Here is an 18,891-nt window from a genome sequence, read left to right as displayed (position 1 = left end):
CGGCGTTCATCTCAATCCTGCCTTTTCATTCGAACCCATATACTACCCCTGCTTGGCTTCCGAAGGTGTTTATATATCAACCCGGCTCCCGTCACCCGGTTACCGGCGTCCCTACGTCGGCTGCGTGTCGGGGCGTTCGTTGTCGACCGTCGTCTCGGGTTCCTCCGGACCCTCGACGGGCGTCGACTGTTCGTAGACGTCCAGTTCGGCCGCTCGCTGTCGCCAGAACTCCTGGTACCCCTCCCGTTCGCCTTCGACGGTACTCATGCCGTCACGGACGTAGTCGAGGTTGAGGTTCACCTCTTCGAGCAGGCGTTCGCCGACGGCGTCGCTGAGGACGCCGTTCCGCGACGCGTCAATGATGGCACTTTTCTCCTGGCGGAGGATCTGGCGCTCGCCGACGAGCAACTCGATCGGAATACCGCCCGCAGCTGTACCCACTGGGGTTCCCGGCGCCGACCGAAACGGCCAGTCATTTATCAACCGCCACGTATGCGAGGATATGGGACTGCTGGGCCGGTTACTCGATGGGAGCGAAGCCGTGCGCGTCGGACTGTTCGTCGACGGACCGAACGTCCTGCGCTCCGAGTTCGACGTCGATCTCTCGGACGTTCGCGACGCCGCCGAAACCAGGGGCCACCTCGTCGTCACGCGGCTGTATCTCGACGAACACGCCTCGCCGGGGCTGATCCAGGCGGCCGAAGCCAACGGGTTCGAGGTCGTCACGACCAGCGGCGACGTGGACGTGAAACTCGCCGTCGATGCGACCGCGCTCGTCGCCGAAGACGCCATCGACGTGCTGGCCATCGCCTCGCGCGACACAGACTTCAAACCGGTCGTCGAGGCGGCCGCCCGACGCAACGTCCGAACGTTCGCGATCGCGCCCGGTGAATACGGCCGCTCCGACGCCCTCCGGACCGCAGCCCACGACGCCGTCACGCTGGAGTGACGGCGACCCTCAGAGAAACAGACCAGCGGCGACCGCACCGCCGAGGAGCACCAACGCGGCCCCGGCGACCGCTTGCGTACGTGCTCTGAACTGCAGGCGTCGGCCCCCGTCTTCGAGCGCACCGTTTGCCACCACGAGCGGCATCTCCGTCGTGTCGCGAACGACGAGTCCGTCGTCAGTGCGCGCGATCTCGCCGCGGAGCAGGAGTCTCTCGCCGTCACGGACGATGGTGGCCTGGTACCGGTCCGGCGTCTCCGATTCGAGGCCGAGGCGGCGACCGAGTTCCAGCCCCGCGAGGAGTCCGTCCTCGCCCGTCAGACCGAGGTGCTCCGAGAGCCGAGTGAGCAGACCGGGCTCGCCGAGCGGTCGATCGACGTCCGGGGTGCCGAGTTCGAGGTCCGACGCCTCGAAGGGGTCGTCTATCCGTTCGAGCGACTCCGCCAGGTCGGTGCTGACCCACGACTCGTCGAACCTGACCGGTCCCCACTCGTCAGTAAACTCGAAGTCGCCGACGGCGAGCCCGCTCTCGACGGTGGTCCAGCGGCTCCCGTCGGCTGCGTCGTCGTCTCGCTTCCGGCGGACCCGCCAGGCCCAGAGTGCGGGCGCGGCCCCGTCGATCGGCTCGGGGGGCGTCCGCTCCGGCGTCGCCTGGTCCCGCACGCGCGTCCGCCTGCGGACGATCGTCTCCGCGCCCGGCGCGAGTTTCTGCTCGGTCGTGGTCAGCAACTGGGCAATCGTCTTGAATCGGCCGTACGGCGCGCGCGCCTGGACGAGCGCACCCACTCCGACGACCACGGCGATACTGCCGACGAGGATCGCGTTCACGCTGGTCACGTGTCGGCGTTCTCACGACCGGATAGTAAAAGTCCATACACGAACTCACCGCCCACCACCGCGTCAGTTCGGGAGGAAGTCGACGACCGTGGTCGTGCTCTCGGCGATGACCCAGGCGATGAACACCACGTAGGCGACGAGCAGGAGGGCGGACTCGCCGTCCGTCAGCGAGAGGTCGGTCCGCATGACGGTAAAGAGGAGGATGGTTGCGGCGGTCAGCACCCCGAACATCGGGACGGCCATGGCGAAGTCGATGGGCGACTGGCCGACGATGAGGACGCCGACGGGGATCGCGACGAGGAGGTCGAACGTGTTCGAGCCCAGGACGTTTGCCAGCGACGCGACGCCGCGCTCGTCGCGCGCCTGCCGGACGCTCACCAGGGCGTCCGGCATGCTCGTCGCCGCCGCCAGGATCGTCACGCCCATGATGAACCCCGGGACGCCCAGCGACTGCCCGATGAGGTCGACGGAGTGAACGAGGCGCTCGACGGCCACCAGGATGACGACCAGGCCCGCCAGGAGGTAGCCCCACTGCGTTTTCACGTCGAGGTCGGCCGGGGGTTCCTCGGCCTCGTAGTCGCCCGTGTCCTGAATCTGGATGAAGATGTAGAGGCCGTACAGCCCCAGCGGAATGATGGCGAGCGGGCGCGTCACGAGGCCGACGAGGTCGCTGGTGGCGTTCGGGTCGGGATAGTAGATGACCGCGAGCGCGAACGTGATGACCAACACCGAGACCGCGAGCATGTAGAACTGCGCTTCCTTGTAGACGAGCGTGCGGTTGGACTCGATGTCGTCCTCGGTCAGGATGCCGGCCAGCGCCGGGATCACCAGGATGTTGAAGATCGCGGAGCCGACGATCGCGCCGACGCCGAGTTCGAGCGAGCCGGCGAACACGGCGGCGAACACGACCGACGCGAGTTCGGGGAAACTCGAACCGACCGCGGCGACGATCGCGCCCTGGACGACCAGCGGGAGGCCGTAGTACGTCGAGAGCTGATCGCTGGCGCCTTCGAGCCAGTCGCTCCCCTTCCAGACCGCGAGCGTCGCCACCAAGATGACGCCGACGTCGAACGCAGAGGCCTCGGCCATCGTGCGGGACCTCAGGGGGAATCCACAAAGCCGTTGCGCAGGCCGGGTGGTGAGACGAACCGCTTTTGGCGACGGCAGGCCCGCGTACGGACATGGACGAACTCGACACGCCGGTGCTGGACGACCACCTCCACCTCGATCCGGTGAACGGCCGGAACACCGAGGCCGTCGAGGAGTTCGCCGACCACGGCGGCACGCACCTCCTCGTGCTGAACAAGCCCTCGTGGTCGCTCGGGGTCGACGTCGACGCCCCCGAGGACTTCCGCGAGGTGTTCGACCTCACCGTCGAGGCGGCTGCGGACGCCACCGACGTGCTGGACGGGCGCGCCTGGCCCGTTCTCGGCGTCCACCCGGCGCTCATCTCTCAGCTGGAAGACCGCGGGTACGACCCTGCGGAAGCACGCGATCTGATGCAGGCCGGCCTCGACGTCGCCGCCGAGTACGTCGCCGACGGGCCTGCGCTGGCGCTCAAGTCCGGCCGCCCCCACTACGAGGTGAGCGACGAGAGCTGGGACGCCTCGAACGACGTGATGAAACACGCCTTCGAGTTGGGCGCCGAGGCGGGCTGTGCCGTCCAGCTCCACACGGAGGGCGGCGAGGACTTCCGTCAGGTCGCCGAGTGGGCCGAGGACCGCGGGCTCCCGCGCGAGCGCGTCGTCAAACACTACTCGGGCGGCCACGTCGAAGGCCCCACCCCGAGCGTTCTCAGCAACAAGGACGAACTGGAAGTCGCGGCCCAGGCGGGCGAGCCGTTCCTGATGGAGACGGACTTCATCGACGATCCCGACCGCCCGGGCGCGGTGCTCGGTCCCAAGACCGTGCCACGGCGCGTGCGCTGGCTCCTGCAGGAGGGCTACGACGACGCCGTCCGGAACGCACACGTGGAGACCCCCTCGCGCGTGTACGACATCGACACCGAGGCAACGCTCGATTCCTGATCGCCAGGGCCGAACCACTGATTTCTCGCGGGACCGAACGCCGGGCATGGACGTCGACTGCCCCGACTGCGGCGTGGCCATGCGACAGGTCCAGTACGGGATGAAAGCGGGCCTCGAGGAGTACCAGGCACCGTACGTGCGCACTGAAGAGCGTCGCGAAGGGCTGTTAGGGCAGCTCGGACTCCACGAACGCAAGCGGGTCGTGACCGTGCTGTGCCCGGAGTGTGGGCTCGTGCGCCAGTACGCGGTCCTCGACGAGTAGGCGATCGGCGGGGCGGGACGAACCTGTTAGGATGGTATTGAGTCGCGGTGACAGGTCTTCGTCGCTGGCGGTCGTAGCTCAGGGTGTTTATATTCCCGGCTGTGTATAGGGCGAGGTATGAGTGAACCGCCGGGTGCGTACTACACGGAAGAGCGTTGGCAGAACTGGATCGACAGGATCGACGAAGAAGACATCGATCCGGAAGACGAGGATTCGGCGCGCCTCCTGTTGAACCTCCAGGACGACACCGCGATCGCGGTCGCCAAGATCATCACGGCCTACGACGACGGCCACCTGGAGGAAGACGAGGCCGTTGACGAGCTCGCGGACGTCCGCGACATCGTCCTCGCGGAGGTCACCCTCGACGACGAGGAGAAACTGATGCTCGTCGACGGCGTCCAGACCTCCCTGGTCTGCGTGTTCTACGCGGCCGAGGAGTACATCGCGGGCGGCGTCGCAGAGGACGGCACCATCGAGGAGTACGTCCGCGCCGCCGCGGACGCGGAAGCCGAGGAAGACCTCGACGCGGCGCTGGGGTACTGTGCCCAGGCAGGGACGCGCATCATCGACGGGCAGGAACTGTCGATGGAACTGGCAGAGGACCTGGAGTTCGGCCTCGTCGCCGAGTGGGTCAACGGGCTAGACAGCCTCCAGACCGCGATGAGCGATCCGGAGGTCGTCGAAGAGGACGAAGAGGGCGAGTAAGCGCTGGCGCGTTCGTTTCTCCGATGCGCGTCACTCCCGCAGCGGCAGCGCTGCCCCTCTGTGGGTGACCCGTCCGCTATTTATATCAGTCCGGGTACCCAAATCGCAGTGAAATGCAACTCCGGGACGACGACAGGGCACAGGCCATTCAGATCGGCGCCGTCCTGCTGTTTGGTATTCTCGTCATCAGTTTCAGCACGTACCAGGCGTTCGTCGTCCCGAACCAGAACGAGAACGTCGAGTTCAACCACAATCAGCGCGTCCAGGGCCAGCTCCAGGAGGTGCGCAACGCGATCGTGTCGATGCCGGGCGCGAGCAGTTCCAAGTCGGTGTCAGTGGCGCTCGGCACCAGGTACCCCAGCCGACTGGTCGCGCGCAATCCCGGCCCGGTTTCGGGATCGCTCCGGACGCAGTGGACCGACGAAACGGACAGCGCGTCGTTCGATTTCTCGAATATCAGGGCGACCGACGAGGAAACGGACGACTTCTGGAACGGCGACCGGTCGTTCAACACTGGGATTCTCGTCTACGATCCCTCGTACAACGTCTATCAGGGTGCGCCAGTGAGCGTCTACGAGCATTCGGTCCTGTTCAACCGGTTCCGGGATGGCAATCGTCCCGTCACCGGACAGACGCTGATCGACGGCAAAGACATCACGGTCATCACGCTCGATGGGAAACTCGACCGAGCAGCCTCGGACACCGTGAGCGTCGACGTCGAACCGGTTAGCTCCTCGGACAGAACCATTCAGGTAACGGACACAGGTTCCGGTAACGTCGAACTCACGTTCAAATCACAGTTCCCGGAAGCGACCTGGGAATCGATACTCGAAGCGGAGTACGATCCCGACGGCACGGCTCCGGACAAGTATATTTCCGACATCAGCGATACGGGGGACGACTCTCCCTACGATATCACTCTCGAACTGGAACCCGACACGAATTACAATCTCAGGATGGCGAACGTCGGGGTTGGAAACGGCATTCCGGAGCGGGAACTGGCGTACGTAACTGACGTCGAAGGCGACGGATCCTCGGTGACGGAGGGCAACACCCAGGAACTCGTCATCGAGGCCCGGGACGAGCACAACAACCCACTCAGTGACGTGACGGTCGAACTAGACGAGGGTGATTCGGATGCTGATAGCAGCGAGTTCGATGACGTGAAGAAAACGACAAGCGCTGATGGCCGCGTCTCGTTTTCCTACGAGCCGAGCAGCACCGGCGACAAGGACATCGTGTTCAGCGCGAGCGAGCAAGACGACGTCCCGGACAGCGTTCCTGCAGAGCAGGAAGTGACGTTCGACGTGACTGTGCAAGCGTCAGGCGGCGGTGGTGGCGGTGGTGGTGGTGGAGATGGCGATGGAGATGGAGATGGTCAACCGCCGATTATCGAAACGTTTGACGTGACTGACAATAGCTTTGAGATAGGGTGGTATAGTTCAGCTCTCTACGAGATAGAATGGACCGTTACAGATCCAGACGGGGATATCGGTCCAGACTCGGTAACGGTATTCGTATACAACAAAGACGACAACGAAATGCAAGATACCTTCTCTGGATTAGACAAAACGGAGACTTCCTCAGGTAATTGGGATTACGACAATCAGTACGAGATACAACTCGAAGCAGAAGATGACGCAGGCAATAAAGTCTGTAAAGTCATTAAGGGGAAGGCTGATGGTAACAGTAATAACGAAAATAAGAAAACCTGTTAATTCCTTAGAGAATAAACCTCTGCCTTCAGGAATCTTGTGCTAATCGAAGTCGGGCGCGGAACGTAGCCACGATAGCCCGAGTACCCGCTGAAGTAAACTGCCCTCAGATTCACCGTCCCGGTGCTCGAACGGCCGTCGGCTGACAGCCGCAATCAACAGGTTGCGCCCGCTTCGTTTCGATAACGCATACCAGGATTCGCTCCGAAACGGGAAGATGATTGGTTCCCACGTCGTGCCATCTCCGTCGCCGAGCACGATTTCGGTCCCGTCGATCCGGGACACGCCGTCTCGATCAAGAAGTCGTTCGTGCGCGGTGCCAGCGGCGTCGGCGTCCCGGTACCGTTGGACGAACACCGATTGTGAGGGGAGTTCGGAGCTGTAATACTTCTCGTCGAGGTCTACCCACGCGGATACGATACAGTAGCACCTGTCGACCCGACTCGTGCCGACCTCCAGTTCTTCGACGACGTCCTGCAATCGAAGCTGACCGGATTCCAGATTCGATCCGTCGATGGTCGCTGTCGGCTTGGCCTGATACAGTGCCTCAGTTCGCTCAGTGCCTACTGACTGCTGGTTAACAAACGCCGTGTGACCGAGTTGGCCCTGGTGGTACTCGACCTCGAAAAGCGGCGGAGCAGGGATCGTATCAGCGTCTGAAACCATATAGTCGGCCAACCGATTCTGTATCGGGTCATTGGAGAGGTTCTTTTGGACATACGCCGCGCTGACAACGGCCTCGTAATGCTCGAACAGTCGAACGAGGCCAGCGACCACCATCGCCCGGTCACCCAAGTCGTTGAACCGCTTGATGACGTCGATCGTGTTTTTACTGAACTGCCGTTCCTTCTTCCCACCAGTGAAGTGGGGGTCGAACTCCGCTTCGAAGGTGTCTGCGAACGCCTGTGTCTCGTCTCGTAGCCGCTCGACGTCCGACGCGGCCAGCGGCGTCTCGTCCGACTGGTCCTCGCTCGGCTCCTGCCAGTCGACGTCTATCCGTCGCCAGCGCTTCTCGCCTTTCTCCCACCAGATGTTCCAGGGCCACCCCTGATCCATCTGGGGTCGGTCGATCTCGCCGTCGAGCCGTCGCACGTCCTGCTCGGTGAGCGGGACCGTCTCGCCGACCTCACTGACCGCCGACGTGACCTCGTCGCCAGCCTCCTTGTACGCCTCGATCGCGTTCGGGTATTCGGTGGCGAACCACGCCAACTCGTCCATGATCCGGTCGGTCGTCTCGGCGAGTCTGGCCTCTGCCTCGGTCACCTCCGCCTGCTCGTCAACGTCCGGTTCCGAGGGTTCGGTCGTGACAGTCTCCGGGGTTTCCTCGACGGGTTGGTCGGTCACCGCTCGGGTGGTCACGACCTCCGCGTCCGGCGTCCGCTCGGTCGGGCCGCGCGTGAGACAGCCCGCCGATCCCAGCCCGAGCCCGGCGCCGAGGGCTCGGAGGAACAATCGCCGCTGGTCGTCCATACCGTCTAGACAGACCTCGCACATATAATCATTTAGCCATTTGTGCCGTCAGGAACTCCGTCCGCGTTCTGGGCCAGTCGGCTCACCCGTCGGGGCGCGGTTAGACCGTGTTCCAGCGGCGGAACAGCACGATCCCACCACCCGCGAGCGTGATGACGCCCGCCCCGAAGACGTAATCCGGGACGAAGCCGATCAGTCCGCGCTCCTCCTGCCCGGTCCGCTGTTCGGTCGGCGTCCCGCTGTCCGGCTGCTCGTCCGGCGTTGCCGCTGGTGAACTCTCCGCGGGCGTCGTCGTGACTGTTCCGTTCGTGGTCGCGTCGGTCCCGTTCTGTTCCGTTGCGACGTCGTCCCCGAGAACGCTGATGGTCCGATTCGCGACGGTGTCCTGACTGCGTGCGACGATTTCGATCGCGGTTCGATCCGCCGTCAGCTCCTGGGTCAGCGTCTCGGACTCCCCGCGGTCCAGGTCGAACACGCCCCTGACGGCGGTGTCCCCGTCGACGGCGATCGCCAACTCGCCGGTGCCAGCGCTGTCGCCGGTGTTCGTGACGGTGGCGGACACGTCGAAGGTGGCGTTGTAGGCGGTCTGTGCGGGTGCATCGACGGTCACGTCGAAGTACGGCTCCTCGACCTGGCTGACGTTGCGGAAGACGACGTCGTAGGTGTCGATCGTCTCCTCGCCGACCTGGAACTGGACGTAGCCCTCCTCACCGACGACGCGACTGCCCAGGTCGAGTTCGGTGCTGAAGGAGCCGTCGTCCTCGACGTCGACCTGCTGTCGGGCCAGGAAGCTCGGGTCCTCCTCCGGCAGCTGTTGATCCGGCGGCGTGAGCCGGACGCTCACCATCGCCTCCGAACCTGGTGCGACGTTCGTGGTGCCTGACACCAGCGCGTCGGTGTCCGGTGCCAGCTGGACGGTTTCGTCGTCGCCTTCCCCGTCAGTGTTCGCGAACCGGACAGTCGGCTCCCCGAACGTGATCGCCGCAGCCTCGGTGACGTTCTCCCTGAATCCGTCCGGGAAGTACGGGTATGCGGGATTTGTCTCGTCGCCGTTTTGCCCGCCGAGCGGGCCCGCCCCGTCGAAGGAAAACGCACTGCCGGCCGCGTCGTAGAGCAACCCCGTCTCGAACCGCTCGCCGTCTTGCAGCCCGTCGTCGAACGGTTCCGCGTCGGTGTCCACCACGACGTTCACGACGCCGACGTTGTCTTCTGCCGTCTGCTGGTCGACCAGCACGTACGCGTCGCTGTCGGACGCCCCCGCGAGGGCAATCTCGTTGCGGTCCCGGTTGACCAACTTCTCGCCCTCGAACGAGAAGTGGATGCCCTCGCCTTCCCACGCCGTCTCGCCGACGGCGAGTTCGTGCAGGACGTTCGGCGGGAATCCCTCCTCCAGTCCGTCGGTGATGTCGTTCCCGTTTTCGACGTAGTCGATGGTCGCCATCGCGCCGACGAGGCCGGTCGCGTTGAACTGGACGACTGCCCGGTCGCCCAGCGCGATCTCGTCGCGGGCCGTGAGGTCCGGCGAGAGGTCCGCGACCGTGCTCTCCTCGTCGGCCTGTCCCCGCGGGGCGGCCCACGTGTGGACGTCCCTGATGCTCGGTTGCACGAGGTCGAACTCGGCGGACCCGATCTCGTCGTCGACCGTCGGCTCCCCGTCCTCGGCGACGAACCGACCGTTGTTGGCCACGACGAGGTCGTAGTCGGTCGGCTGTAGCGGCCGGGAGAGTTGTGCCGTGGGGCTGTTGCCGTTCACGTCCTCGACGTACTCGCTGAACGTCAGCTCGTTCTCGTCCGCGACCGTCTCGTCGTAGAACGTCGCACTCGTGACGGCCGTGCCCCTGTTGGCGATCGCTTCGTCGTGAATGTGACTGGTGACGGTGTCGCCGCTGGAGTGGTAGACGACGTCGGTGTCGTCGTCGCTGAGTCCGCTCACGCTGGCGTGGTCGGTTCCGACGAGGCGGGTGTTGGCGGTGAACGTCACCTCCCCGTCGTTGTCGTCGTCGCTCAGGTAGAGGACGTCCACGAAGTTGCTGTCCGGATCGACGAACTGGACCCAGGCTTCGTCGGTCGCGCCCAGCGACACGGAGAACTCGGCGAGGTCGCCGGCGGCACGCGTGTACAGCTCCTGGTCGAACTCGGCAGTCGTCTCGCCGGTCTGGAGCGTGACGTTGTCCGACGCGGTCGTGTCGGTGACGAATATCTCGAACTCGTACTCTTCGCCGGCCGCCAGGCCCTCCTCCGCATCGACGTTCGTGAAGTTCGCGACGATCTCTTCTTCGTTCGCGAAGCGCGTCGAGGTCGAGAGGTTCAGCGTGATGTAGCCGCTGTTCCGGAGCTCCCTGAGGCCGTCGCCCTCGTCGCGGTCGAATCCGAGGCGGTCGAGCGGGAGGTGGCTCGGATCGGTCACTTCCGTGAGTCCCGTCCCGGGATGGATGAACGTCGCGTTCAGTTCGTCGTAGTCGAGACCGTCTGCGCTGATCGTCACGTTGTACGCGGGATCGCGATTGCTGGAAATCTCCAGCGCCACCGCCTCGTCGGTCTCGGTGACCGTCTCCTGTGACCACTCGGCGTCGAACTCCTGCTCTAAGATCCCGAACTCGGTCTGATACGCTTCGTCGGAACTCCGGTTGTTGATCGCGAACTGACCGCCGTCGTCGAGCGTGGCGGTGTCGAGCGTTATCTCGCCGTTTTCGACCGTCTCGGTGTCGATCAGTCTGATGTCGTCCCCGTCCAGTAGCTCGTAGAAAAACACCGTCTCCCCGTCGTCGACCTCGAAATCCTGATTGGACGAGCCGGTCACGCCGACCTCCAGCTCCTGTCCCAGGTAGATCGCCGACGACGGGAGGTCGTTCCCGGCGACCTCCAGCGGCGCGTTCGTCGCCGCGGCCGTTCCCGTCAGAGACGCGGTCATCGTAACTGTCGAAAGGCCGACGACGATCACCAGAAACACTGCTCGTACTTTCTTTCGCGACGATGAACAAGTCATGCTAGTATCATACTCTGACAGTGTCGGTCGATCAGCGATCCGCCGGAATCCGGCCGTCGAGATCGGTATTTATTGAGTGAAATGTCTATTTGCCGCCAGCACATATTAGTTTATGCCTCTGTGCGTCGATGTCGGATTGGAGCGTCGGGCCTGGCCGTCTGACTTCGACAGTTGTCGATAGCTCAGACGACAATATATTATAGTAGCTCTCCTGAGAATAGGATATGACAGCGGTCGGCATCGACGCCATCGAGATCCGGACGGGCAAGTTAGAACTCGACCTGGCTGAGACGTTCGCGCCAGCGAAGGGCGACGACCCCGAAAAGTACACGAAAGGGCTCGGACTCCACGCCAGTTCGTTCCCCGACGCATACGAGGACATCGTGACGATGGGAGCGAACGCCGCCCATCGGCTGATGGAGCGCAAAGGGCTGACGCCCGCGGACATCGGCCGCATCGACGTCGCGACCGAGAGCGCGTTCGACAACTCCAAGCCGGTCTCGACGTACATCGCGGGCTGCCTGGAGCAGGTGTTCGACGAGGACTTCCACCACGCCAACAAGGGCGAACGGAAGTTCGCGTGCGTCGCGGGCACCCAGAGCATCGACGACGCGTACAACTGGATCCGCGCCGGCCGCCACCGCGGTCGCTCGGCGCTGGTCATCGCGACCGACACCGCGCTGTACGCCCGGGGCGACCCCGGCGAGGCGACCCAGGGCGCGGGTGCCGTCGCGATGCTCATCAGCGAAGACCCCGACGTCGTGGAACTCTCGACCGAACAGGGTTTCGGGAGCGCGGACGAGACGGACTTCCTCAAGCCGAACCAGCAGTTCCCCTCCGTGGACGGCAAGCGGTCCGTCCAGGTGTATCTCGCACGCATGCGAGAGGCCGTCAGGGACTTCGAGTCCGTCGCCGGGACGATCCACCCGGACGATTTCACCCTGCTTCCCTTCCACACGCCGTTCCCGGGGATGGTCCGGAAGGCCGCCGCGCTGGCCTATCGCCACACGATCCGCGACACGGAGATCGAGGAGGAACTCGCCGAGGACATCGGTCGCCAGCCCCGTCCGGAGGCGTTCGACTCCGACGAGGCTTACGTCGACGCGATGGGTGAGTACACGGACGAGCTCGTCGAGACCGACCAGTACCGTGACTGGTACGACCGCGTCGTCGACCCGACGCTCGAGATCAGCCGCGAAGTCGGGAACTGGTACACGGGCAGCGTCCACGTCGCCCGCGCGAGCGGCCTCAAACACGCGCTCGAAAACGACATGGATCTGACCGGGGCGACGCTCGGCGTCGCGTCCTACGGCAGCGGTGCCCAGGCAGAAGTCCACGCCGAGACCGTCCAGTCCGGCTGGGAAGACGAGATCGCGGCCCTCAACGTCGACGAGCAACTCGACAACCGCTACAGCATCTCCTACGAAGAGTACGAGCACATCCACGACGTCCACAACCACGACAAGGACACGGACGCCGAGGCGGAGGCGTTCACGCCTCCGGAGGGCGAGTTCGTCTTCGACGGCTGGGGGCGCATGGGCGAGCGGAAATACCGGTACGTCGAGTAACGAATCGCGTCGCGGACGGACCGTTCGTCAGACAGGTGGCTGACGAACGCACGGGTGGTTCCGTTGCCGTCTGGCGGTACGTATCTCTTTTCGAACAGTCGGCGAGAAGATTCAAATCCAGTGAGGCTATACTCCTGGATATGACCAGCCTCGCCGAGAAGGTGTCCGTCGGCATCCTCGTGGTGGCGGGTGCCGCGTACGCCGTCCTCCCGAACCGTGTGTCGAGGCTCCTTTCGCCCGGGACCGCGCTCATCGTCGACGGGGTCACGTGGGCGGATGCGAACCTCCCGCGACCGCTGTTTGTCAGTTTGATCTTTCTGGCGACGACGGTCGTGTCGCTGTTGATCGCGATGTCGTTCGCGCGCGTTCTCTACACGGTGTTGAAACACGCCGGTCCGCGGACCAAACGACTGTTCGGGTTCGTCACGCCGAGCACGCCCGTCGGGAAAGTCGTGCTGGTGCTCGCCGTTGTCGTCCTGTTCCTCCTGGGGTCGGTGTGGGGGATTCCGTACTTTTTCGGGTAGTGCGACCAGGCCGGATCGGAGCCGCGACCCACGCTGTCAGGGAAGTTCGTCGAGACTCTCGAGCATCGTCGGCAGGTCCGCCGTCGTCACCGCGAGCGAGAAGCCGTCGATGCGGGCGAGCGCCGGGGCGTGCTCCCAGAGGGCGTCTTCGTTCAGGCCGTGGAGGACGACGGCGTTGGGCGTGGGATTGACGACGCGCATGGCGACGAGCGGTGACTCGCCGCGCGTGACGCTCGTGAACACCAGCGCACGATTCGTCGACTGGCCGTACAGGCGGTAGAACTCCTCGCTGGAGAGGCGCGTGATCGCTTCGATGCTGTCGATGACGGTGTGGCCGGCGACGGTGTCCTGGGCGCCCCGGACGACTTCGGTGGCGTCGATGGCGTCGTAGTATCGTTCGACCGGAATGGTCGCCGGGTACTCTCGCAGGTCGTGGACGATGTCGCTCTCGAAGCCGGCCGAGAGCACGCGGGCGTGCTGACGGATCCGACCGCCGCCGCGGTGTTCGTCGATGTCGAGCAGTGCGGCGACGACGCGGTTGATGATCCCGATCCCCGGACTCGACCGGCGACCGCTCTCGTAGTCGGAGATGACCGACGAGGAGACGTCGAGTTGGTTGGCGAGTTCAGTCTGGGAGACATCGAAATCAGTGCGCCACTTCCGGAGGGTGGCGCCCGGATCGTCACTGAGCGTGATCTCGCCGGCGATCTTCTCGGCGAGTTCCCGACGGGGGCCGCGAGGCATGTTGAATCCCCTCTCACGTCCGACGCAAAAGCGTATCGACAGCGACCTCTCGGTCGGAAGGCACCGACGGACAGGTAACACTTGCTGGAACCAATATGGGGCTGTCGGCCCATCCATCTGTGGTATGCCCTCCACGGTGGTTCATCTCGCCCTCGCCGGATTGATCGCCGCCGGATTGCTCGGACGCGCGTTCTCGGCTCGGAGTCTCGCCGTCGTGTTGGCCGCCGTCGTCCTCGTGGACTTCGACGTGTTCGTCGGTCTCGTCGTCACGAGCGCCCACCGGGCAGCCTTTCACACGCTCCTCGTTCCGCTCGGCGTCGCCGCCGCACTCGCCTACGACACGCGGATTCGCGACTCGTCGCTGCTCCGCGCCCGGTTCGGTACGGACGCGCCACGGATCGGATGGGTCAGCCTCGTCGCCGTCGTCCTCTCGGCCATCGGGCTGGACTTTTTCACGAGCGGCGTGAACCTCTTTTACCCGCTCCACGACCAGTTCTACCGGCTCAACGGGAAAGCGATCCTCTCGAACAAGCAGGGGTTCGTCCAGACGTTCGTCGAACTCGACACCGGGATGGTGGAGGCGAAACCGCTCGGCTCCACCCAGGAGATGCACGTCGACAGCGGCGTCGACCCCACGCGCGGTGCCGAGCCGAAGCACGTCCGCCGCGTGTTTCCCTTCGTCGAGACCGGCTGGCAGTTCCTGCTGGTGTTGACGAGTCTCGTCGTCGTCGGTGGTCGGCTCCGCGAGACGTGACGGTCCCGCGGACTGTGCCGCGGCGGCGTCAGTCCTCGTCGCTCCCGTCGGCCTTGGGTCGCGACCCCGTTCGGTCGGCAGTTGCGGGTCTGCCACTCAGCAGCCGTCCTACCCCGACCTGTCGGCCTGCGACCCTGAGGGCGTAGAGCCCGATCGCCGTCAGGACGACGGTGCCGCCGGCCGCGAGGCCGTACTGATAGGCGATGGTGATCCCGAAGAGGATGCCGAGTTCGGCGGCGAGAACGCCGGTGACGAGCGACCGCCGGAAACTGCGAGCGCCACCGGCGGTGGCGACCGGGACGACGAGCAGCGCCGCCACGAGGATGACGCCCATGATCTGCATCGCACTGACGACGACCAGGGCGGTGAGGACGGTCATCAGCCGGTTGAACCACGCGCCGCTGATGCCGGCGACGCGCGCCGCCGTCGGGTCGAACGTCACGTACAACAGCGGTCGATAGGCGAGCCCGATGACCGAGGAGACGAGCAGCGTCATCAGCACCAGCAGTCCGACGTCGGCCTTCGAGACGGTCGCGAGCGAGCCGAACAGGTAGGCGTTGATGCCGACGGCGATGCCGCCGTCGGTCACCGAGATGAGGACGCTCCCCAGCGCGAAGCCGCCGGTCAGGACCATCGCCAGCGACGTGTCCGTCGTCACCGACCCGCGCTGGACCAGCAGTTCCACGAGCAGGGCCGTACAGATGGCGACGACGAACGCGGTGGTGATGGGTGAGAGGTTCAGCGCGAGCGCGCTGTTCAGGAACAGGCCGACTGCGACCCCCGCGAAGGCAGTGTGTGCCAGCGTGTCCGCGATCATCGAGATCTCGCGGTGGACGAGGAAGGTCCCGACGAGCGGGCCGATAATCCCGATGCAGATCGCCGCGAGGTACGCCCGCTGCATGAACGGATAGCCCAGCATCCGAACGCCGAGCTCGGCGCTCAGCCCGTTCATCAACGCGCCCCACGCGTCCCGCAGGAACCACTCGAACGCAGCCCTGAGCGGCTCCGTGACCGTCGTCTGGAGGAGAGTTCGTGTAAGCATGTTAGTGACTGTGATGGATCGGGGCCTGATTCCCGCCGTAGGCGTCGGCGAGCGCGTCTGTCTCGACGAACGTCTCGGGGTCGCCGTGGAAGTACAACTGGCGGTTCAGACACGCGATCTCGGTCGCGTGGGTCGTGACGACGCCGATGTCGTGTTCGATGAGGACGATGGTGAGTCCCTCCTCGTTGAGATCGTGGAGGAGGTCGTAGAACCGCTCGCGCGACTCCATGTCGACGCCGACCGTGGGCTCGTCGAGGACGAGCAGGTCGGCCTCCGCCGCGAGCGCGCGGGCGATGAACACCCGCTGGCGCTGGCCGCCCGAGAGGTTCCCCACGCGGCGGTCGGCCAGGTCCGTGACGTCGACGCGATCGAGCGCCTCGTCGATGGCTCGGCGGTCCGCGTCGGAGAACCGACCGACGAGTCGGTGGGGATATCGCCCCATCCTGACGACTTCCCGAACGGTCACTGGCATCCGACTGGCGGCCTCCGTGGCGTGCTGGGCCACGTAGCCGAGGCGCTCCCCGTCGTCGAACGCGTGCGCCGGTTCGCCGAACAGTGTGACGCGCCCCTCGTCGGGTCGCCGAAGTCCGAGCAGGAGTTCGACCAGCGTCGTCTTTCCCGAGCCGTTCGGGCCGACGAGTCCGAGGAACGCGCCGGAATCGATGGTCAGTGAGACGTCTTCGAGAACGGGTCGCTCGCCGAACCCGAAGCTCACGCCGTCGAACCTGACGACGTGACGCTCCGACCGGTCGCTCGCTGCGTCGCGCTCGCTCATTTCGCGTCCAGTGCCGCTTCGAGCGTCGGCAGGTTCAGGTTCTCCATGATCTCGACGTATCCCCAGCCGTCCTCGTCCCAGGCCTCGGTCTGTCCGGGGATCGACGTGAGCGGTAGCACCTCGCTCGCGTCGGTCTCGGCGACCAGTTGCTCGGCGGCCTGCTGTGATTCCAGCGGGTCCGCGCAGACGTACTCGACGTCGTGGGTCGCGATGATCTCCTGGGCGGCCCTGATGTCCCGGGGCGTCGGCGTGTCGTCGGGCGAAAGCCCGGTCAGCGTCTCGACCTGGAACCCGTAGCGCTCGCCGAGGTAGCCGAACGCGTCGTGGCCGGCGACGAAGATGGTGCTCTTCGTCGCGGGTTCGAGTCGCTGCTGGAACGTCTCGTGGAGGTCGTCGAGTGCAGCGCGGTAGCGCTCGGCGTTCTCCGCGTAGGCGTCAGCGTTGTCGCGGTCCACGGCGACGAACCCCGCTCGAACGTTGTCGACGGCCTGCTTCGCCCGCATCGGATCGAGCCAGAAGTGCGGGTCTGCCCCTCCCGAGTGGTCGTGGCCGTCCGATTCCTCGTGGGCGGTCTCGGTCTCGTGCCCGCCGTGGCCGTCCGTTTCCTGATGATCGTCGTGTCCGTCCTCCTCGTGGTCCTGGTGCGCTCCGGGCTCGTGCAGGTCGATTCCCTCGGCTGCAGAGATGGAGCGGACGGCGGCGTCGTCGCTCTCGATCGACGTGACGATGTCGTCGGCCCACGGCTGGAACCCTTCCATGCCGTGGACGAACAGGTCAGCGTCGAGTACGTCGCCCTGAACGCGCGGCCCCGGCTCCCAGCCGTGGCCGTGTTGCCCGAGCGGGACGAGCGTCTCCGCCGTCGCCGTCTCGCCCGCGACCTTCGATGCGAAGTCCCCGAAGACGTGGAACGACGCCTGCGCCGTCGTTCCCGTCTGACTGGATTCCCCCGACAGACATCCTGCCAGCGTCCCCGCGGCTCCCAGTGCGATCCCTGCGCTGATGATCTCTCGACGAGTGTGCGTCGGCATATATTATTAAATCTAAAGCCTATTCTAATAACTCCTATGATTGGGATGTGAAGTTTTATTAATAGTGTTCCGGTGACACTTGTTGCTCGCTCGAGGGGCTGGAGACAGGCACAGTTCCCGGCGGGCTTCGAACGCGGTTGGCCAGCAGCTACCGGATCAGATTCACACGGATAGAAGCAGCAGGAGGCGGTGGTCTCGTCGCGGGTCGCGTCTGGATCGGAACTGCGACCGCTGAGACGGCGGCTGGTCGGGCCCGCCCTCAGGACAGCATGCCGATGTCGTCGACCGGCAGCACCGAGTAGTCGACGGACATGGTGTCTTTCGTCGCTCTGATTTTCCCGACGAAGGTCGAGATGTCCTCCAGTTCTCCCTCCAGCACGAACAGTTCCATGCAGTAGTGGTCGCCGACGTGGCTGTGGAAGTTCGACGCCACGAGTTCCTCGTGGTCGTGGCGCAGGTGCATCATCTTCTCCTCGACGGTCGTCGTCTCGTAGTCGAACATGACGGTGACGACGGCCATCAACTCCCGGTCCTCCAGGCGCTTGTCCTGGAACTCGCCGAGGAGGTTCCGCGCGGCCTCGCGGAACACTTCGCTCCGGCCGGTGTAGCCGTGATTGTCCGCGAAATCGTCGATCCGTTCGAGGAGTTCGTCCGGCATCGAGACGCTGACGACGGTCATGTATTAACTCATGGCCATTGAGTTATTAAATCTTAGTTTTCCGTGCCGTACCGGTAGCGATTGGACCGATCGGTTGGCCGAATCGCGTGTCTCTCGTGTGTTTCGGTGACTCCACCTACTCACTAAAACGTGATCTGAAACCCGAGGTCGGTGATGGGTAGAACGATAGATCTGGGGAACTCTTTTAGACTCACCCATCGTATAGAGAAATATGTCCGATGCAACGCTCGACGACCGCGGGCGTCTCACGCTCCCGAAGGAGATTCGAGAGCGCTACGGCGACAACTACCACGTCGTCGACGTCCACGACGGAATCAAGTTGATTCCGGTCGCCGAAGACCCTCTCGAAGCACTTCGTGACGAATTCGACGACGTGGACAAGTCGTCCGACGAACTCCGAGCGGAGGCGCGCGAAGCGTCGCTGGACGAGGCCGGGCGCTGAATGTACGCCGAAACGGACTTTCTGCTCGCGCTCATCAAGGACGAAGACTGGCTGGGCGAGGCGGCCGAAACGGTGTACCGGGAACACGAAGACGCACTCTGGACGTCCCAGTTCACGCTCATCGAACTCCTGATGGTCGCCTACCGGGAAGACCGCGATACCGAACGAGTCGTCACGAACGCTGCACAACTCGTCGAGGTTCGCGGCGACGTCGACACCGTGGTCGCGGCGGCGACGTACGTCGAAGACCACGGGTTCACGCCGTTCGATGCGATTCATCTCGTCGAATCCGACGGTGACCCCATCGTGTCTAGCGACGAGACGTACGAGTCGTTCGCGCCACGACTCGATCTGAAGGGCGTCGGCGACGAGTGACGCTCCGCAATC

The 18,891-nt window shown here is 64.6% G+C and carries 20 protein-coding genes; 10 read left to right on the top strand and 10 right to left on the bottom strand.

All coding sequences use genetic code 11. From position 1 onward, the window contains the following. Positions 1-111: 111 nt before the first annotated feature. The gene (locus tag ACFR9U_RS00555; protein ID WP_247377796.1) at positions 112-441 is read right to left on the bottom strand and encodes a hypothetical protein; all 330 of its coding nucleotides are present in this window, start codon (positions 439-441) and stop codon (positions 112-114) included. Between the two features lie 61 nt (positions 442-502). Between ACFR9U_RS00555 and ACFR9U_RS00550 the strand changes: the two genes are divergently transcribed. Then, a complete protein-coding gene (locus ACFR9U_RS00550) occupies positions 503-949 on the top strand; it encodes an NYN domain-containing protein (protein WP_247377794.1) in 447 nt (148 codons plus the stop codon). 9 nt (positions 950-958) lie between these two features. Here the strand turns inward: ACFR9U_RS00550 and ACFR9U_RS00545 are convergent, their stop codons facing one another. Continuing rightward, positions 959-1,783, bottom strand: coding sequence for a hypothetical protein (locus tag ACFR9U_RS00545; RefSeq protein ID WP_247377790.1), 825 nt, complete (start codon positions 1,781-1,783; stop codon positions 959-961). Positions 1,784-1,846: 63 nt separating this feature from the next. Beyond that, positions 1,847-2,872, bottom strand: a complete 1,026-nt coding sequence (locus ACFR9U_RS00540) for a sodium:calcium antiporter (RefSeq protein WP_247377788.1) — start codon at positions 2,870-2,872, stop codon at positions 1,847-1,849. A gap of 92 nt (positions 2,873-2,964) precedes the next feature. On the opposite strand from ACFR9U_RS00540, the gene ACFR9U_RS00535 reads away from it, so the two are divergent. The 4 genes from ACFR9U_RS00535 to ACFR9U_RS00520 all read left to right on the top strand — a co-directional run bounded on the left by ACFR9U_RS00535 (position 2,965) and on the right by ACFR9U_RS00520 (position 6,495). Then, the gene (locus ACFR9U_RS00535) at positions 2,965-3,810 is read left to right on the top strand and encodes a TatD family hydrolase (protein ID WP_247377786.1); all 846 of its coding nucleotides are present in this window, start codon (positions 2,965-2,967) and stop codon (positions 3,808-3,810) included. Positions 3,811-3,856: 46 nt separating this feature from the next. After that, complete coding sequence (locus tag ACFR9U_RS00530) at positions 3,857-4,072, top strand: hypothetical protein (protein ID WP_247377784.1); 216 nt, start codon at positions 3,857-3,859, stop codon at positions 4,070-4,072. A gap of 117 nt (positions 4,073-4,189) precedes the next feature. Continuing rightward, the gene (locus tag ACFR9U_RS00525; RefSeq protein WP_247377782.1) at positions 4,190-4,777 is read left to right on the top strand and encodes a DUF2150 family protein; all 588 of its coding nucleotides are present in this window, start codon (positions 4,190-4,192) and stop codon (positions 4,775-4,777) included. Between the two features lie 296 nt (positions 4,778-5,073). Beyond that, positions 5,074-6,495 (top strand): hypothetical protein, encoded by a 1,422-nt coding sequence (locus ACFR9U_RS00520; RefSeq protein ID WP_247377780.1) that lies wholly within the window; start codon positions 5,074-5,076, stop codon positions 6,493-6,495. Positions 6,496-6,534: 39 nt separating this feature from the next. Here the strand turns inward: ACFR9U_RS00520 and ACFR9U_RS00515 are convergent, their stop codons facing one another. Both ACFR9U_RS00515 and ACFR9U_RS00510 read right to left on the bottom strand, forming a co-directional pair. Continuing rightward, the gene (locus tag ACFR9U_RS00515) at positions 6,535-7,962 is read right to left on the bottom strand and encodes a hypothetical protein (protein WP_247377779.1); all 1,428 of its coding nucleotides are present in this window, start codon (positions 7,960-7,962) and stop codon (positions 6,535-6,537) included. 100 nt (positions 7,963-8,062) lie between these two features. Next, positions 8,063-10,873 (bottom strand): BGTF surface domain-containing protein, encoded by a 2,811-nt coding sequence (locus ACFR9U_RS00510; RefSeq protein ID WP_247377777.1) that lies wholly within the window; start codon positions 10,871-10,873, stop codon positions 8,063-8,065. Between the two features lie 299 nt (positions 10,874-11,172). Between ACFR9U_RS00510 and hmgB the strand changes: the two genes are divergently transcribed. Both hmgB and ACFR9U_RS00500 read left to right on the top strand, forming a co-directional pair. Beyond that, positions 11,173-12,516: a hydroxymethylglutaryl-CoA synthase gene (gene hmgB, locus ACFR9U_RS00505; protein ID WP_247377775.1), complete on the top strand. Its 1,344-nt coding sequence runs from the start codon at positions 11,173-11,175 to the stop codon at positions 12,514-12,516. A gap of 140 nt (positions 12,517-12,656) precedes the next feature. Beyond that, complete coding sequence (locus tag ACFR9U_RS00500) at positions 12,657-13,040, top strand: hypothetical protein (protein ID WP_247377773.1); 384 nt, start codon at positions 12,657-12,659, stop codon at positions 13,038-13,040. Positions 13,041-13,076: 36 nt separating this feature from the next. Here the strand turns inward: ACFR9U_RS00500 and ACFR9U_RS00495 are convergent, their stop codons facing one another. After that, complete coding sequence (locus ACFR9U_RS00495) at positions 13,077-13,784, bottom strand: helix-turn-helix domain-containing protein (RefSeq protein ID WP_247377772.1); 708 nt, start codon at positions 13,782-13,784, stop codon at positions 13,077-13,079. A gap of 124 nt (positions 13,785-13,908) precedes the next feature. On the opposite strand from ACFR9U_RS00495, the gene ACFR9U_RS00490 reads away from it, so the two are divergent. Then, complete coding sequence (locus ACFR9U_RS00490; protein ID WP_247377770.1) at positions 13,909-14,538, top strand: metal-dependent hydrolase; 630 nt, start codon at positions 13,909-13,911, stop codon at positions 14,536-14,538. Between the two features lie 28 nt (positions 14,539-14,566). Here the strand turns inward: ACFR9U_RS00490 and ACFR9U_RS00485 are convergent, their stop codons facing one another. The 4 genes from ACFR9U_RS00485 to nikR all read right to left on the bottom strand — a co-directional run bounded on the left by ACFR9U_RS00485 (position 14,567) and on the right by nikR (position 18,062). Next, positions 14,567-15,580 (bottom strand): metal ABC transporter permease, encoded by a 1,014-nt coding sequence (locus ACFR9U_RS00485; RefSeq protein WP_247377768.1) that lies wholly within the window; start codon positions 15,578-15,580, stop codon positions 14,567-14,569. A gap of 1 nt (position 15,581) precedes the next feature. After that, on the bottom strand, positions 15,582-16,355 hold the full coding sequence (locus ACFR9U_RS00480; protein ID WP_247377765.1) for a metal ABC transporter ATP-binding protein: 774 nt from the start codon (positions 16,353-16,355) through the stop codon (positions 15,582-15,584). Next, positions 16,352-17,383, bottom strand: coding sequence for a metal ABC transporter substrate-binding protein (locus ACFR9U_RS00475; RefSeq protein WP_247377764.1), 1,032 nt, complete (start codon positions 17,381-17,383; stop codon positions 16,352-16,354). The genes ACFR9U_RS00480 and ACFR9U_RS00475 overlap by 4 nt, the downstream gene beginning before the upstream one ends. Positions 17,384-17,642: 259 nt before the next feature. After that, positions 17,643-18,062 (bottom strand): nickel-responsive transcriptional regulator NikR, encoded by a 420-nt coding sequence (nikR, locus tag ACFR9U_RS00470; RefSeq protein WP_247377762.1) that lies wholly within the window; start codon positions 18,060-18,062, stop codon positions 17,643-17,645. A gap of 211 nt (positions 18,063-18,273) precedes the next feature. On the opposite strand from nikR, the gene ACFR9U_RS00465 reads away from it, so the two are divergent. Continuing rightward, positions 18,274-18,504, top strand: coding sequence for an AbrB/MazE/SpoVT family DNA-binding domain-containing protein (locus ACFR9U_RS00465; RefSeq protein ID WP_247377760.1), 231 nt, complete (start codon positions 18,274-18,276; stop codon positions 18,502-18,504). Next, on the top strand, positions 18,505-18,879 hold the full coding sequence (locus ACFR9U_RS00460; RefSeq protein ID WP_247377758.1) for a PIN domain-containing protein: 375 nt from the start codon (positions 18,505-18,507) through the stop codon (positions 18,877-18,879). It abuts the gene before it with no gap. The last annotated feature ends 12 nt before the right edge of the window (positions 18,880-18,891 follow it).

The sequence above is a fragment of the Halorientalis brevis genome (assembly GCF_042678165.1).
GTDB classification, from domain to species: domain Archaea; phylum Halobacteriota; class Halobacteria; order Halobacteriales; family Haloarculaceae; genus Halorientalis; species Halorientalis brevis.
The sequence above is the reverse complement of the archived record's forward strand: the minus strand, read 5'-3'. Positions and strand labels throughout refer to the sequence as shown.

Coding starts and splice junctions, on each gene's coding strand:
- ACFR9U_RS00550 (WP_247377794.1), top strand. CDS start 503: ATGGGACTGCTGGGCCGGTTACTCGATGGGAGCGAAGCCGTGCGCGTC.
- ACFR9U_RS00540 (WP_247377788.1), bottom strand. CDS start 2,872: ATGGCCGAGGCCTCTGCGTTCGACGTCGGCGTCATCTTGGTGGCGACG.
- ACFR9U_RS00535 (WP_247377786.1), top strand. CDS start 2,965: ATGGACGAACTCGACACGCCGGTGCTGGACGACCACCTCCACCTCGAT.
- ACFR9U_RS00530 (WP_247377784.1), top strand. CDS start 3,857: ATGGACGTCGACTGCCCCGACTGCGGCGTGGCCATGCGACAGGTCCAG.
- ACFR9U_RS00525 (WP_247377782.1), top strand. CDS start 4,190: ATGAGTGAACCGCCGGGTGCGTACTACACGGAAGAGCGTTGGCAGAAC.
- ACFR9U_RS00515 (WP_247377779.1), bottom strand. CDS start 7,962: ATGGACGACCAGCGGCGATTGTTCCTCCGAGCCCTCGGCGCCGGGCTC.
- ACFR9U_RS00510 (WP_247377777.1), bottom strand. CDS start 10,873: ATGACCGCGTCTCTGACGGGAACGGCCGCGGCGACGAACGCGCCGCTG.
- hmgB (WP_247377775.1), top strand. CDS start 11,173: ATGACAGCGGTCGGCATCGACGCCATCGAGATCCGGACGGGCAAGTTA.
- ACFR9U_RS00500 (WP_247377773.1), top strand. CDS start 12,657: ATGACCAGCCTCGCCGAGAAGGTGTCCGTCGGCATCCTCGTGGTGGCG.
- ACFR9U_RS00495 (WP_247377772.1), bottom strand. CDS start 13,784: ATGCCTCGCGGCCCCCGTCGGGAACTCGCCGAGAAGATCGCCGGCGAG.
- ACFR9U_RS00490 (WP_247377770.1), top strand. CDS start 13,909: ATGCCCTCCACGGTGGTTCATCTCGCCCTCGCCGGATTGATCGCCGCC.
- ACFR9U_RS00485 (WP_247377768.1), bottom strand. CDS start 15,580: ATGCTTACACGAACTCTCCTCCAGACGACGGTCACGGAGCCGCTCAGG.
- ACFR9U_RS00480 (WP_247377765.1), bottom strand. CDS start 16,355: ATGAGCGAGCGCGACGCAGCGAGCGACCGGTCGGAGCGTCACGTCGTC.
- ACFR9U_RS00475 (WP_247377764.1), bottom strand. CDS start 17,383: ATGCCGACGCACACTCGTCGAGAGATCATCAGCGCAGGGATCGCACTG.
- nikR (WP_247377762.1), bottom strand. CDS start 18,062: ATGACCGTCGTCAGCGTCTCGATGCCGGACGAACTCCTCGAACGGATC.
- ACFR9U_RS00465 (WP_247377760.1), top strand. CDS start 18,274: ATGTCCGATGCAACGCTCGACGACCGCGGGCGTCTCACGCTCCCGAAG.
- ACFR9U_RS00460 (WP_247377758.1), top strand. CDS start 18,505: ATGTACGCCGAAACGGACTTTCTGCTCGCGCTCATCAAGGACGAAGAC.